Below are 14,624 nucleotides of genomic sequence, written 5' to 3' on the forward strand. Positions count from 1 at the left end.
GCACCCCACCTCGGGGCCAACCTGCGTAAAAGCGGGCTACAGAGATCGAACGATAGTTAGGCCTTAGGCATCGGCAGATCGGGCAGTTCGCTGTCCTTCAGCAGCCCCTGCATCAGCAACTTCACGCTGGTGTCCTCTTCGCCCATATGGGCATTCAGCCGGCTCAGTTCCGCCAGGGTCTCGCGGCTGCGGCGCAAATGCAGACTGGTCTCGAAATATTCTCTGGCCTTGCCCCACAGTTCGTTTCTCAGGCTCAGGCGTCCCAGAGCCAGCAACAGCTCGGCGTTATTGGGGCGGTCCTTCAGCCATTGTTCGGCGACGAGCAGTTGTTCATCCGGTTTGTGGCCTTTGATCCGGCCATAGAGATTGATCAGCTCGTCGCTCCAGTGGTTGCGCAGCACCTTCCTCAACAGGGTTTCCGATTGCGCTTCGTCACCCAGGGCGGCGAGCAGGCGGGCGTATTCGCGAATGGTATGCTCGTCCCGGCGAAGTACGCCGGGCAACTCGTCCCACAGGCGCGTCAGCGGTTCAAGTGACGCCGAATCCGTCCCGGTCTGGCGGCGGCAGTCTTCCGCGGCCTGTTGCAGCAGGTTTTGCCAGACGGTGCGTTCCAGGGTTTCCACTTCGTCCGGGGCGAGGAGGTTGCGCTTGCGCATTTCCGGCAACAGTTTGGACAGTTCGCGCCAGTCTTCCAGTCGCAGGTAGGTATTCTTCAGCAACTTCAGTACGAAAGGGTGGTTGGGTGCCTGTTTGCGCAGACGGATCAGGGTGGCCAAGGCCTGTTCCAGGCGGTTGCCTGCCAGTTGCAGTTGGGCCTGGGTGATGCCGACGGCCATGTCTGATCCCGGAGTGCTTTCGAACGCTGCCCGCAGCAGTTCATCGACCGAATCATGGTCGCCCGACTCGAATGCGGCCTGTGCCGCCGCCAGGTAATTGATCAGCGGGGTGTCGGCATGATTGGCGGAGGATGTCAGCAGCTTGCGGGCGCGGGGCCAGTTGCCTTCGGCCAGGGCCAACAGTCCCTGGGTTGTGCGGCGGCGGGCGCGTCGTTGGTTGCTGCGGGCGAGCCAGCCAGCCATCAGGCCAGTGCCGTGACGAAAACGGCGTATCAGGTTGATGGTGAGTATCGACAGCACCACCACCGCCACCAACAGTGCCAGTCCGACCCAGAAGTTAGTCTCGATCAAATAATGACCCAGGCTGATGCGGATATAGCCGAGGTCGTATTCGAGCCCCATGGACAGCCCGGTACCAATCAGCAGGGCAACGAGAATGATCAGCAGGAGGCGAATCATGATTCGCTCTCCTCTTCCCCATTATCGCTGTTGGTGGTCGTGCCCCGGCGGCCTTCCAGTCGGGCTTTCAACAGTTCCAGGGAGCGGCTGATGTCCGGCAGTTGCGGGTCGATGTTTCTGCCCCGGAGCTCGTCCAGGGTCTGGGTGAGTGCAGCGACCTGTGGGTTGGTGTTGTCATACCAGTCGGCAATGGCGTTGCCGGCCTTGGTCAGTGCGCGGTCATAGAGCTCCTGGTGACCGCGAAGGACGGCCATTTCCGCTTCTTCCAGCATCAGTTGCAGGTTAAGGCGGGCGTACGCGCTCTGATCGGGAGAAAGCAGGGGTTTGACCGGTTCGTCCAGGCGGCGAACCACCACCACGTTTGCCAGCGTGTTCTTGACCTTGGTCCAGCCCTGGCTGAACAGTCCGGGTTCGCCTTCGGGGTTGTCGCCCAGGGCTGCGTCCGCAGTGGCGACAAATCCAGGCGCCCGCTCATTGACCAGTGCATCGTCTGTCAGTCGGTTAACGCTGTCGATGGCGGCTTCCAGGGTGAGATAGAGGCCGGTGCGATCGACATCGGCAATGCCCTTGAGGGAAAGGATTTCTTTGGCCAGTTGCTGTCGTACCGGGTATACGCCAATGTCGTCGGATTCGGCCAGCACTTCGTCGCCGGCTTGCAGCGCCGCCAGGGCACCGCCGATGTCCTTCTCGATCAGCAGGCGCTGATTGGCGACCCGCAGCAGGTATTCGGCTTCGGCCAGCAGCCAGTCGGTACGGGTGCGATTGCCGGCTTCCAGCAGTTCCCGGGCGTTATGGTCGATCTGGCGTTGCTGGGTGGCAATCAGTTCCCGCTGGTCCGCCAGTTTGTCTTCCAGTGCGCGGATCCTTTCGCCCTGCTCGCTGCCCCGTGTGCCGTATTGGCTGTCCAGTCTGGATACGTCACCACGGATATTGTCCAGGGCCTGCTGCAACGCCTGGCGGTCATTCCATTGTTGCCAGCTCCAGAGGGCGAGAGCGATGATCAGGGCGAGAGCAAGTAGTGAGATCAGCCACAGGGGCCAGAGCTTCTTCTGAGCGGGCTTATCCTGGGGGATGGCGGCGGGCAGTTGTGTGTTTGATTCAGTCACAGGCATCCTTACTTGGTATTTACGGGGCAACCATCAGCCGTCCAGTTCTTGTGCGACGGTCGCCACGATGTCGTTGTCGGCAAGGCTTTCCGGTATACAAATTCTATCCAGCCCCGCCTGACGGGCCTGATCAGCGACCCGGCTGGCAGGCACCACCAGCAATGTTTTTTCGAGATTATGGCCGGTATTCTCACTCAGTGCGATGAGATTGTTCAATGTTTCCCCCGACAGTGTGATCACGGCCTCCGGTAGGAAGCATAGCAGGGCTTTGTCCAGCGTGGCGGCATCATGGTGTGGCTGATACCGCCGGTACAGTGGTAATACGCTGACCCTGGCCCCGCGATCACTGAGTGTCTGGTGGATCAGCTCACGCCCGTCCTCGCCCCTTACCAGCAGGACCTTCTCGCCGCTGAACCGTTGCAGGGACGGCAGCGCCAGCAGGGCCTCGCTGGTCCAGCCGTTGGTTGGCACGCGCGGGCTGAGGCCGTGGCGGGCCAGTACCGCTGCGGTGCCCCGGCCGACACCGTACCAGCGGATCCCCGTTGGCAGCTGGGGCCACCAGTTGTCGGCCAGGACCATAAACAGGGAGGCGGCGTAGGGGCTCACGGCGATGACGTGGGAGTAGTGATCGAGATCCTGGATCAGGGTACGGGTTTCCGGTGTCTCCGGTAACGGTTCGCGCTCGATTAACGGCAGTACCCGGGCGTCGGCACCAGCTTCGCGAAAGCAGCGGGCCAGCCGGGAGGCTTCCGGTTCCGGCCGGCAGATAAGGATTCGCCGGCCGGCCAGGGAATGGGGATCAGGTTGGGGTGTGGCCATAGATTTCAGCCAGTACCTTGTCGGCGCCCATGGCCAGGAGATCTTCGGCCAGCTCGCGGCCAAGGCGCTCACCCTCCGCCCTGGGTGCGCGGCCTTCCACGCGGAAAATCTGCGTGCCGTCGACCGCACCGACCAATCCTCTGAGCCAGATCGTGTCCTTGTCTTCGAGCAGGGCGTAGGCGGCAATGGGCACCTGGCAGCCGCCTTGCAGACGGCGGTTCAGGGCACGTTCCGCCCTGACGCGGTCTGAGGTGTCCTGGTGGTTCAGTGGCGCCAGCATGGCCAGCAGTTCGGAATCATTCACCCGGCATTCGATGCCCAGGGCGCCTTGTCCGACGGCAGGCAGGGAGATGGAATCCGGCAGGCAGTAGCGAATGCGGTCGTGGAAGCCCAGGCGCTTCAGGCCCGAGCTGGCCAGCACAATGGCGTCGTACTCGCCGGCGTCCAGTTTCGCCAAGCGGGTATTGACGTTGCCCCGCAATACGCGGATTTGCAGGTCTGGTCGGTAGGCTCGTAACTGGGCTTCCCGGCGCAGGCTGGCGGTACCCACCACGGCACCCTGAGGCAGGGCGTCGACGGTGTCGTGATGGTTGCTGACAAAGGCGTCGGTGGGGTCTTCCCGTTCGCAGATGGCGACCAGATCCAGGCCTTCGGGAAACTCCATGGGAACATCCTTCATGGAATGCACCGCCAGGTCTGCACGGCCATCGAGCATGGCCTCTTCCAGTTCCTTCACGAACAGACCCTTGCCGCCAATCTTGGCAAGCGGGACGTCGAGAATCTTGTCGCCCTGGGTCTTGATCTTGACCAGCTCCACGGTGATGTTGTCGTGGAGCCGCTCCAGTTCGGATTTGATGAATTCGGCCTGCCACAGCGCCAGGGCACTGCTGCGGGTCGCGATACGCAGAGTTCGTTTTGACATGGTGAACGTTGCCGGTTTGGAAAATTGTCCGTCAAGGTTACCTCGAAGTGGCGAAAAAGTCCCGCCACTGCACCGTGTAACCCTGCCCTGTGTTCATGGCGAGCATCAACCCGGCTGATGCTCCTGCAGCCATTGCCGGACCGCGCTGGTATGGCGGCGGCTGACTGGCAATTCGCCCAGCTCGTCCCGTAAAACAACCGAGCTGTGGCCCTGACCGTCACGCGTGAGGGCCTGGATGAAGCCCACCCCGACAAGAGTATGACGATGAATGCGCAGCAATGATCTCGGGTGGCTTTGCTCCAGTTCTTTCAAAGTGTAATCGGAGACGGTTTCGCCCCGGGTATGATGAATGGTGACGTATTTCTGGTCAGCCTCGCAGTAGAGGATTGCCCCGATGTCGATCAACTCGGTCCCGCGATGGGTCTTGATCGCGAGCTGACCGGCGCCCTGGGTCTCACGGGCAGCCAGGGTTTGCTGCTGGACGCGATTGACCTGGCCGGAGCGGGCGAGCGCCTCGCTCAGAGCTTCGCGGCGTACGGGTTTGAGCAGGTACGCCGCAGCACTGACATCAAATGCCTGGATCGCGTAGTGGTCGTAAGCGGTGCAGAAAATGATCGCGGGCGGGTGGTCCAACTGGTTGATGGCGGTGGCTGCATCCATGCCATCGGTACCCGGCATACGGATATCCAGTAACAGGATATCCGGATCCAGTTCCGCGACCTGGCGCAGGGCGCTGTCGCCGTCTGCAGCCTCGCCACATACGCTGTAGCCGGGTATGTCCCGGATCAGGCGCCGTAGCCGGTCCCGGGCCAGGGGTTCGTCATCGGCGATGAGTACCTTGCGGATGGTGGGGGCTGTGGCTGTCATTCTCCGTTTCGTGATCCTTCGATGTCTGGTCCGGCAGAGTGGTTGGCGGTCCTGCGGGGTAACCTCAGGGTAACCGTGTATACGTCGTTCTGATGGCTGTGCTTGAGAACGGCCTCGTCACCAAACAGAGCCTGCAATCTTGACTGAATATTGGCAAGGGCCATGCGATTGCCATCGTGTTTGCTGATGGTGGAATCCGGTCGCGGATTCTGCACCATGATATAGACAAAATTCCCGCGCCGGGAGGCTTCCAGCTTGACGGTGCCGCCCTCCGGACGTGGCTGGATGCCATGGTAGATGGCGTTTTCCAGCAACGGTTGCAAGGTCAGAGGCGGGATCGCCTGTTTTTCCAGGTCCGCTGCAATATCCCATTGCAGGGTCAGCCGGTCGCCAAGTCGCAGGGCCTCGATATCCAGGTAGCGCCGGCACAGCTCCAGCTCATCTTTCAGTGGAATCAGGCGGTCTTCGGCCCGCAGGCTGGCGCGAAACAGTTCCGACAGGTCCAGCACCGCATCCTCGGCCCGCTCCGGATTGATGGCGATAAGACTGGCTATGGTGTTCATGCTGTTGAACAGGAAGTGGGGATGAATTCGCGCCTGCAGGGCGGCCAGGCGAGCCTGCATTTCAGCCTCCCGCTGCTGCTGCCACTGATGCTGAAGATAGAAATAACGCAGTACCATCAGCGTAATCAACAGCGCCAGCAACAGCTTCTTGGCGATTCCCTGCCAGCCGCTGACGCCTGGTTGCGGGTAGAGGACACTGTCGGCGAACAGTCCGAACGCAAGCACGTCCAGCAGTACGATGGTGACCATCGCGAGGGTGGCGCGGGTGACGGTCAGTTGTGCCAGCCAGCTGCGCATCAGGCAAATGAGGGCGGCGCTGGTCAGTACTGTCCACTGCACAAACAGGGACAACAGGCCGAAGTAGTTCCAGTCAATCCAGTCTGCTTTGGCCTGAACGATGGAAAGCACCAGCACGATCAGTTCGCTGGTAATGAGCAGCATGAATACCGCCCGCACGCGACACAGGTCCGGTACATAGAATTCGCTGCTTTTGCGTGGTGCCGTCATCCAACCTCTTTCCTGAACAGGGAGCGCAATAGAGCGCGCCGGAATGTTATAATCCCGCGATCATCTTATTCACCCCTTAATTCACCCCGCAAATAATGCCGGGCTGTCAGCAGGAAAGATAGACCATGACGGATCAGAAAAACTCTGACCAGAGCACAAGCTCCGAAAAACCCTGGGGCGGTCGCTTCAGTGAACCGACCGATGCCTTTGTGGAACGCTTCACCGCGTCCGTTGGCTTTGACCAGCGCCTTTACCATCACGACATCACCGGTTCCATTGCCCACGCGACCATGCTGGCGGAAGTCGGCGTGCTGACCGTCGACGAGCGAGACAGCATCATCGAGGGGCTGAAGGGCGTCAAGGCCGACATCGAGGCCGGCGCCTTCGAATGGTCCGTCAGCCTGGAAGACGTGCACATGAACATCGAGGCGCGCCTGACCGACCGGATTGGTATTACTGGCAAGAAGCTTCACACCGGCCGCAGCCGTAACGACCAGGTGGCCACCGATATCCGCCTCTACCTGCGCGACGAGATCGACGTGATCGCCGAGGAACTGACGCGGCTGAAAACCGGTCTGCTGGATCTGGCCGAGCGTGAGGCGGACACCATCATGCCCGGTTTCACCCACCTGCAAACCGCTCAGCCAGTCACCTTCGGCCACCACCTGCTGGCCTGGTACGAAATGCTGGTGCGGGATGGCGAGCGTTTGCAGGACTGCCGCAAACGGGTCAATGTCATGCCGCTGGGCGCCGCCGCGCTGGCCGGCACCACCTATCCCATCGACCGTGCCATGACCGCGCGTTTGCTCGGCTTTGACCGCCCTACCGAGAATTCCCTGGATTCGGTCAGTGACCGGGATTTCGCCATCGAGTTCTGCAGCTTCGCGGCGCTGCTGATGACCCACCTGTCCCGTTTCAGCGAGGAGCTGGTGCTGTGGACCTCCGCCCAGTTCGACTTCATCGACCTGCCGGACCGTTTCTGCACCGGCTCTTCCATCATGCCGCAGAAGAAGAATCCGGATGTGCCGGAACTGGTCCGTGGCAAGACCGGTCGGGTCAATGGTCACCTGATCAGCCTGCTGACCCTGATGAAGAGCCAGCCGCTGGCCTACAACAAGGACAATCAGGAAGACAAGGAACCGCTGTTCGACACCGTCGATACCATCAAGGGCTGTCTCAAGGCCTACGCCGACATGATCCCGGCCATTCGCGCCAAGGCCGACAACATGCGGGTGGCGGCCAAGCGCGGTTTCTCCACGGCCACCGATCTGGCGGATTATCTGGTCAAGAAAGGCGTGGCGTTCCGCGATGCCCATGAAATCGTTGGCAAGGCGGTCGCCTTTGGTGTCGCCGAAAATCGCGACCTGTCGGATATGACCCTGGACGAGCTGGCCCGTTTCTCCGACGTGATCGGCGAGGATGTATTCGATGTGCTGACCCTGGAAGGCTCGGTTCAGGCCCGGGATCATCTGGGTGGTACTGCGCCGGATCAGGTCCGTGCGGCCGTTGCGAGGGCTCGCAAGCAACTTTAGCCCGACATCGGGATGAATCGGTGGGTTAGCCGCCGATTCGCCCGGTAGTCAGATCCACGGCGGCCGGTTTCAGCTCTTTTAGCGGGCGGGGCCGGTACAGCCGGTAGCCCTGCCCATAATGGATGCCCAGCGTCCTGACCTTCCTCAGGGTGTCATCGTTTTCGATAAAGGTGGCCACCGTTGTTTTGCCAGAAGCCTCGGCAATCTTGTGCAGTGCCTCGACCATCACCTGCTGCACCGGATCATCGTGAAGGTGCTGCATCATTCGCCGGTCCAGCTTGATGATATCCACCGGCAGCCTGGCGGCCAGGCTATAACTTTCTACCGAAGCGCCAGCGCCATCCAGTGCCACTCGGCAGCCGATCCGATGCAGGGCGTCGCACAACACCGCCACATCGTCCGGGTATTGGGTGGCATGGGATTCGCGGATCTCCAGGCAGAAACACTCGGCGGAGAAGGGGGAGTCGGTCAGGAGCGATGCCATGAAATCGGCGAACGTGTCGTCCAGCACGCTGGCCAGGGACAGGTTGAAGCCACAGTATTTCAGCCTCGGCTCCAGCAGCCGCTGGCCGGCAAGCCATTGCATGGTCTGACGAATCACCTGGCGGTCCAGTCGCTTGGCGAGATCAAAGCGTTCGGCAACGGGCAGGAACTCCGCCGGTTGCAGCGAGGGCTGTTCCGCTGTTTCCCCCGGAATCCGCGACAGGATTTCGATATGGTCACCCCAGGTCACGCTGGCCACCGGTCGCAGGGCCTGGTACTCAAGAAGCAGGTGATTGTTGTCCAGGGCGTTACGGATCTGCTCCACGAGTTTGCCGGCAACCCCTTCATCCTGGCCAGAGGCGACGGCCTGGGCCACGTGTATACGATTGCGACCAGAAGCCTTGGCTGTGTGACACAGGTCGGCAGCCTGGCTCAGCAGCTTGTCCGGATCATCGGGTGAGTCTTCGTCCAGGATCAGCAGTCCGCCGCTGGCGGTGGTTTGCAATTGTTGACCCTGCCATTCGAAGACGAAGCCGCCGATCAGTTCGAGAATACTGTCGGCAATCTTTCGGGTCTGGACTTCGGGGCAGTTCTCGATCAGCAGCGCAAAGGTGTCGCCGGACAGACGTGCCAGTGCATCACGTTGGCGCACTCTCACCCCAAGGTTGCTGGCGAGCTCTCGCAGGTAGCGGTCACAGGTGCCGCTGCCCGAGACGTCGTTGATATGATCGAAGTCGTCCAGGTCGAGGTACAACAGTCCATCGGTGGTATTCTTGCGTCGGGGTGGCCTGATAAGGCGCCCGAGCCGATCAGCAAAGGCCTTTCGATTCATCAGGCCCGTGACCGGGTCGTGGTGAATGCGGTATTCCCTGCTGGACGCATTGTTGAGCCTTGCGCTGATGTCCTTGCCCACGTGCACCGCACCGGTGACTTCGCCGTGTTCGTTGACCACTCTCTGATAATGAAATTCGTAAACCGGAAGGTCGCGATTCTGCTGGGCCAGGGGCATTTCCACTACAAAGCTGTCCCGCTCCAGGGCCCGCTTCCACAGCCGTTCTATCAACCGACGTTCGTTGGGGAAGTCCTGCAACATGTCGGTCAGGTTTCCGCCGGGGCGAGGCAGTTGGCCGAAGGTGTGTGCAAACTGGCGGCTGAAGGTCTGGTTGAAATAAACGAGGTTGAGCTGTTGGTCGACACTGGCGACCAGATCGTTGGTGGCATTGGCGGTGGCCGTCAACAGTTGCTGTGACTGTCGATGCGCCTGCTCTTGGTGCATTTCACGGGTGTGATCAATCAGTGTTCCACCGATCTTGTGGATGCGCCCGCTTTCCCTCGTAATGGCCTTGCCGGTGATCTCCACCCTGCGGTGCTGCTGTTTCGCGGTCTGCAGGTCGAAGCGGATGGAAAACGGCTGCCCGTCGCGTACGCAGCGCCGGAACAGCGCACGTATTCGGTTCTGGCCGGTCTGACAGTAGAACAGGGCCTGCTCCGGGGTAATGTCTGTGCCAGGTCGGAGCTCCAGCAGGGTGTAGAGGCCGTCGGTCCAGGTCAGTTTGTTGTTGCGGATGTTCAGTTCCCAGATGCCAAAACCGGCAGCGGACTCAGCCATGCGCACCAGCTGATGGTCCATGGGGGAAGTGTCGCGCAGGGCTATGTAAGCGCTGGCGGCCTGGTCGGAGTCCTTTACATCGACCCGGAGGCTGAGGCTGGCAGTGAAGAAGAAACCGTCCTTGTGACGGAAGGTGATCAGCACCGTTTCACCGCTTTCCATGCGATGTCGGTTGGCCGGGGCGAAGGGGTCGTCCTGTCGTGCCGCGAGAATACGATGCACCGGCTGGCCTTCAAGTTCGCTGGCGTCGTAACCGAGTACTGCTTCGGCGTGGTGATCCGCGGACGTCACCACGCCCTCATCGTCTATGCGGACCAGGGTGCGGCGATCCGCTGCCAGAGGGTTGTCTGAGCGATAACGACGGATAAAGAATTCTTTCACGACGGGTGAGCCTCAGCCTGTTTCGCCGCGGGAGTGTACAGAATGTCCCGCTTTTATTTTTTTGCCGGTTTTGCCACGATGCGTCCATCATACTGATAATGACACCGGAAAGAACCTCTCTCGCGGAGCCGCCTTGACCATCCACAACACGCCTATCGCCCTCGATTTTGACGAGGGTATCGACCGAAAAACTCTGCGTCGGCTGCGGGATCGATTTATTGCACTCAATCAGCAGCGCTGGGAGCGTGCGCACTCAGCGCTGACCTATCGACAACAGGCGGTGCTGGACGTCCTGCCGCTGGTGTTTCACCTTAATCATCCGTCCCTGCCCGGATACGTGGACAAGGGCTGCCCATACGGCCTCAGCCATTATAAGCCCTCTGCGCCGACCCTGAACGCTGCTCGCCGCCTGGCCCGCTCCTTTTCCCTGAAAGACGAGGGAAAAAGACAGGCGGACCTGGAGGCCCTGTTTCTCATGGGTAGCCCGGGAACCCTCGGGCATTCGGTGGCCAGTGATCTTGATGTCTGGTTGTGTCATCGCCGTGAGCTGTCCGAAGGCGAGGTCCGGTGCCTGGAGCGCAAGGCGGACAAGCTGGCCGCCTGGGCCGCTACCCTCGGTGTGGAGCTGCACGTATTCGTGTTCTCGGCGGAGGACTGGCGGGCCGGGCGACAGCGCGCGGAAGTCACAGGCGAAAACTGCGGCAGCGCGCAGCATTATCTGTTGCTGGATGAGTTTTATCGCACCAGCATCCACCTTGGTGGTTGCTACCCGTTGTGGTGGCTGATTCCGGCCAGCGAAGAGGAAAACTACGAGGCCTGTGCCCGACAACTGGTTGACTGCCGCTTTATCAAGGGGAGTGAGTACATCGATTTCGGGTCAGTGCCATCGGTTCCCCAGGAAGAGTTTCTGGGCGCCGGGGTCTGGCAGTTGTACAAGGGGATGGATGCACCCTGGAAGTCGATACTGAAGCTGTTGCTGACCGAGTGCTATGCCCGGGACAGTGAGCAACCCCTGTTGTCTCAGGTGTTCAAAGCCGCTGTGTATAACGGTGAAACCCGTGCCGATCGTCTGGACCCCTACGTCATGCTGTATCAGCGGCTGGAATCCTGGCTGTTATCCAGGGAAGCGTCCGAGCGACTGGATCTGGTGCGCCGTAGTCTTTATCTGAAAGCCGGTCTGCCGCTGTCACGTACCGAGTTGGGTGTCGATAACTGGCGGGTAAAGCTGCTTCAGCAACTGGTGGATGACTGGGGCTGGTCTCCGGCCATACTGAAAGACCTGGATAACCGCCAGCGCTGGCGTGCCGAGGAGGTCATGAGGTTGCGGCGCACCATTGTGGCGGAACTGACCCACAGTTACCGCTTGCTGTCGCGACTGGCCCGGGATCATGGGGCGCGGGCGTCGATAAGCAGCAATGACATGAACCTGCTTGGCCGCAAACTCTACGCCGCGTTCCAGCGCAAGGCCGGCAAGATCGAACAGATCAACCCGGGGTTGGCACCATCGCTGGCTGAGGAAAATCTGGCGTTTCACCACCAGTCCGAGCAGGGTGGTGCGCCAGGGCAGGAAGGCTGGCTTCTCTACCGGGATCTGGAGGATCCCTCCGATGCCTTCTGGCAACCGGTAATTCGTCGCAGCGGCAATCTCACTGAGCTGATGGTGTGGTGTTACTGCAATGGCCTGTTGACGCGGACGACCCGTCTGAATGTCCGCTCAGGCTCAAGCACCGCTTCGGTGGCGGAATTGCGGGAGATGCTGGATGCGCTGTCAGCCTTCGTTGCGTTTCCTCTTGCCCCGGCTGGTCGTGAGGCGTTGTCCAGTCGTGTCAAACCCCTGCGGAACCTGCTGTTTGTCAACGTGGGCGTGGATCCCCAGGCCCACTTGACCGACCGGGGGTTGCACAAACTCAGTGCCCGTCACGATTCCCTTGGGTTCAGTGGCGGTCGTGACAACCTTGTGGTGACCATCGACCAGGTCACCCTGAACAGCTGGCACGAAGTCAGCCTGCAGCACTATGCCGCTGGTGACACCCTGATCCAGTGTCTCAAGAACGTACTGGCGTCGGTGGCATCCGCGCCGGCGCACTTGCCAGAGATCCAGGTGCACAGTCATAACCGCGGGCACGGAGCGGCGATTGCCCGCCGGGTTCAGGAGCTCTTCAGCGACGTTCTGCGCCATTTCTTTGCGGGAGGTATTGGGCCACACCCCTTGCGATACGTCATTGAGATGGATCGGCGCTATTTCCTGTTGCAGTTCAACGGTACCGAACCCGGATTTGTGGCGCTGGACAGCCCGGAGTCATTGATGGAGCAGCTTGCCCGGCCACAGGAGCGATACCTGCCGGTGGTGTTTGACCGCAGTGCAATGCTGGATGACCAGCCCCTGCGTGCGGTGTGTCAGGCCAGTGAGCCGGCTAACATCCAGGTTTTTTTCCGGGTCAGTGGCAGCCGTGCCAAGCTCTGGGTGGTGGACGAGCTGGGTTCGGTTTTCGCCTGGGAGCAGGACCATAGCAGTCGGCGCTACCTGCTGGTGCCCTTGTTGCGGTTTCTGGACAATCTTGTCGAGCGGCGTCAGTTGCGCCAACTGGACAGCCCGGTGGATATCGCCGGCATCCAGTGTTATGAGGTGGTGCGTCGGGACGGGGGCTGGAAAGTGGAACGTCGATTCGACGAAGACACCAGTATGACCTTGCCGGGACTGGAGGTACAGGCGGTTGGGGTGCAGGAGGGCGACCGTCACCTGCGGTTTGATATCTTCTGTGGCGATCAGGAGTTCACGGTGCAGGAATACGGTGACCAGCTGATTCCCGCTGTTGCTCACTATATCCGCTCGTTGCGCCAGACCGGCGAAACCTACCCGGTGTACCTGACGGATGTGCACCTGCCCCACGATCTGGACCCCCAGGTGTACCAGCAGGATATTCAGACCACGCAGTACCTGTATTACCGGTCGACACTGGAAGCCTCGCTCAATCGCCATTTAATGGCGTAGGGCTTGACTGAGACTCATTGGCCAGTCTCGCCCGCCGGTGGCTGAGTCAGGTATACTGCGCGCATATCTCAAACAGGGGCAGATTCCATGCAGGCATGGAAAACAGTGAGTGTCGGGCTGTTGCTGGTCAGCGTGATGGCCGGTTGCGGCCAGAAGGGACCGTTGTACCGGGAAGTGCCGGGTAAAGTGGCGGCTGAAGCCGTCAGTGAAGACCGGACGAGTGACCCGGAACGCCGTCGGGATGAAGATCCGTCGGCCCGCTGATCCATTGCCCCGTCAACAGAATCAGGACTTTCATGGACCATTTTAACTATCGCAATGGCGAGTTATACGCCGAAGACGTACCGGTGAGCGAGATTGCAGAGCGTTTCGGGACCCCGGCGTATGTGTATTCCCGCGCGACCCTTGAGCGCCATTACCGGGCCTACGACGATGCTCTCAAGGGGCGCCCGCATCTGGTGTGCTATGCGGTAAAGGCCAACAGCAACCTCGCTGTGCTGAATGTACTGGCCCGGCTCGGTGCCGGTTTTGACATAGTCTCGGCTGGCGAGCTGGAGCGGGTGATTCGCGCCGGTGGCGACCCTGCCAATGTGGTATTTTCCGGCGTTGGTAAGCAGGAATGGGAAATGAAACGGGCGCTGGAAGCCGGCGTGCGCTGTTTCAATGTCGAGTCGGATACCGAGCTGGACCGCCTCAACAAGGTCGCGGGTGAGCTGGGCCAGCAGGCACCGGTGTCCCTGCGGGTAAACCCGGACGTTGACGCCGGTACGCATCCGTACATTTCCACCGGCCTGAAGGAAAACAAGTTCGGTATTGATATTACCGAGGCGCCCGAGGTTTATGCCCGCGCTGCGGCCATGCCCAACCTGCAGGTGATTGGCGTGGATTGCCACATTGGTTCGCAGCTGACGACGGTGTCACCGTTTCTGGATGCGCTGGACCGGGTGCTGTCACTGATCGATGCGCTGGCGGAGCAGGGCATCACCATTCGCCATCTCGATATGGGGGGCGGTCTGGGCGTGACCTACGACCGCGAGCAGCCACCGCAGCCGTCGGATTACGTCAAGGCGCTGGCCGAGCGCCTGGGCGACCGGGAACTCGAACTGGTGCTGGAACCGGGGCGCTCGATTGCTGCCAACGCCGGCATCATGCTGACCCGGGTGGAATTCCTGAAATGTACCGAACATCGTAATTTCGCCATTATCGATGCGGCGATGAACGATCTGATTCGTCCGGCCCTGTACAGCGCCTGGCAGGCCATCATCCCGGCGGTACCTCGCCAAGATGGTGAAGAAAAAGCCTGGGACCTGGTTGGCCCGGTCTGTGAGACTGGTGATTTCCTGGGCAAGGACCGCAAACTGCGCCTGCAGGCGGGTGATTTGCTGGCGGTGCGGTCCGCGGGCGCCTACGGCTTTGTGATGAGCTCCAACTACAACAGTCGCAACCGGCCACCGGAAATCATGGTGGATGGGGACCAGGTGCACGTGGTTCGTCGCCGCGAAACCCTGGAAGACCAGCTCGGTCCAGAAAGCTGTTTGCCAGGATGAA

11 protein-coding genes are annotated in these 14,624 nt (G+C 60.8%); 4 read left to right on the forward strand and 7 right to left on the reverse strand.

Features of this window, described 5'->3' with window-relative positions; all coding sequences use genetic code 11:
- Window positions 1-56 precede the first annotated feature (56 nt).
- From EHN06_RS03245 to EHN06_RS03270, 6 genes are all read right to left on the reverse strand, one after another.
- On the reverse strand, window positions 57-1,295 hold the full coding sequence (locus tag EHN06_RS03245) for a heme biosynthesis HemY N-terminal domain-containing protein (RefSeq protein WP_127330152.1): 1,239 nt from the start codon (window positions 1,293-1,295) through the stop codon (window positions 57-59).
- A complete protein-coding gene (locus tag EHN06_RS03250) occupies window positions 1,292-2,407 on the reverse strand; it encodes a uroporphyrinogen-III C-methyltransferase (protein WP_127330154.1) in 1,116 nt (371 codons plus the stop codon). Before EHN06_RS03250 ends, EHN06_RS03245 begins: the two co-directional genes overlap by 4 nt.
- Window positions 2,408-2,434: 27 nt before the next feature.
- The gene (locus tag EHN06_RS03255) at window positions 2,435-3,220 is read right to left on the reverse strand and encodes a uroporphyrinogen-III synthase (RefSeq protein ID WP_127330156.1); all 786 of its coding nucleotides are present in this window, start codon (window positions 3,218-3,220) and stop codon (window positions 2,435-2,437) included.
- Window positions 3,201-4,142 carry a hydroxymethylbilane synthase gene (gene hemC / locus EHN06_RS03260; RefSeq protein ID WP_127330158.1) on the reverse strand — a complete coding sequence of 314 codons (942 nt, stop codon included), beginning with the start codon at window positions 4,140-4,142 and terminating at the stop codon, window positions 3,201-3,203. Before hemC ends, EHN06_RS03255 begins: the two co-directional genes overlap by 20 nt.
- A 105-nt stretch (window positions 4,143-4,247) precedes the next feature.
- Complete coding sequence (locus EHN06_RS03265) at window positions 4,248-5,009, reverse strand: LytR/AlgR family response regulator transcription factor (protein WP_127330160.1); 762 nt, start codon at window positions 5,007-5,009, stop codon at window positions 4,248-4,250.
- A complete protein-coding gene (locus EHN06_RS03270; RefSeq protein ID WP_127330162.1) occupies window positions 5,006-6,079 on the reverse strand; it encodes a sensor histidine kinase in 1,074 nt (357 codons plus the stop codon). The genes EHN06_RS03265 and EHN06_RS03270 overlap by 4 nt, the downstream gene beginning before the upstream one ends.
- A 125-nt stretch (window positions 6,080-6,204) precedes the next feature.
- On the opposite strand from EHN06_RS03270, the gene argH reads away from it, so the two are divergent.
- The gene (gene argH, locus EHN06_RS03275; RefSeq protein ID WP_127330164.1) at window positions 6,205-7,611 is read left to right on the forward strand and encodes an argininosuccinate lyase; all 1,407 of its coding nucleotides are present in this window, start codon (window positions 6,205-6,207) and stop codon (window positions 7,609-7,611) included.
- 25 nt (window positions 7,612-7,636) lie between these two features.
- Here the strand turns inward: argH and EHN06_RS03280 are convergent, their stop codons facing one another.
- Window positions 7,637-10,084 carry an EAL domain-containing protein gene (locus EHN06_RS03280; RefSeq protein ID WP_127330166.1) on the reverse strand — a complete coding sequence of 816 codons (2,448 nt, stop codon included), beginning with the start codon at window positions 10,082-10,084 and terminating at the stop codon, window positions 7,637-7,639.
- A 133-nt stretch (window positions 10,085-10,217) separates the two neighbouring features.
- On the opposite strand from EHN06_RS03280, the gene EHN06_RS03285 reads away from it, so the two are divergent.
- The 3 genes from EHN06_RS03285 to lysA all read left to right on the forward strand — a co-directional run bounded on the left by EHN06_RS03285 (window position 10,218) and on the right by lysA (window position 14,623).
- Window positions 10,218-13,076: a class I adenylate cyclase gene (locus EHN06_RS03285; protein WP_127330168.1), complete on the forward strand. Its 2,859-nt coding sequence runs from the start codon at window positions 10,218-10,220 to the stop codon at window positions 13,074-13,076.
- An 87-nt stretch (window positions 13,077-13,163) separates the two neighbouring features.
- Entirely contained in the window at window positions 13,164-13,340 is a 177-nt protein-coding gene (lptM, locus tag EHN06_RS03290) for an LPS translocon maturation chaperone LptM (protein WP_127330170.1), read from the forward strand.
- 32 nt (window positions 13,341-13,372) lie between these two features.
- Window positions 13,373-14,623, forward strand: a complete 1,251-nt coding sequence (lysA, locus tag EHN06_RS03295; RefSeq protein ID WP_127330172.1) for a diaminopimelate decarboxylase — start codon at window positions 13,373-13,375, stop codon at window positions 14,621-14,623.
- Window position 14,624 lies beyond the last annotated feature (1 nt).

This window comes from Marinobacter sp. NP-4(2019), assembly GCF_003994855.1.
In the GTDB taxonomy this organism is placed as follows: Bacteria; Pseudomonadota; Gammaproteobacteria; order Pseudomonadales; family Oleiphilaceae; genus Marinobacter.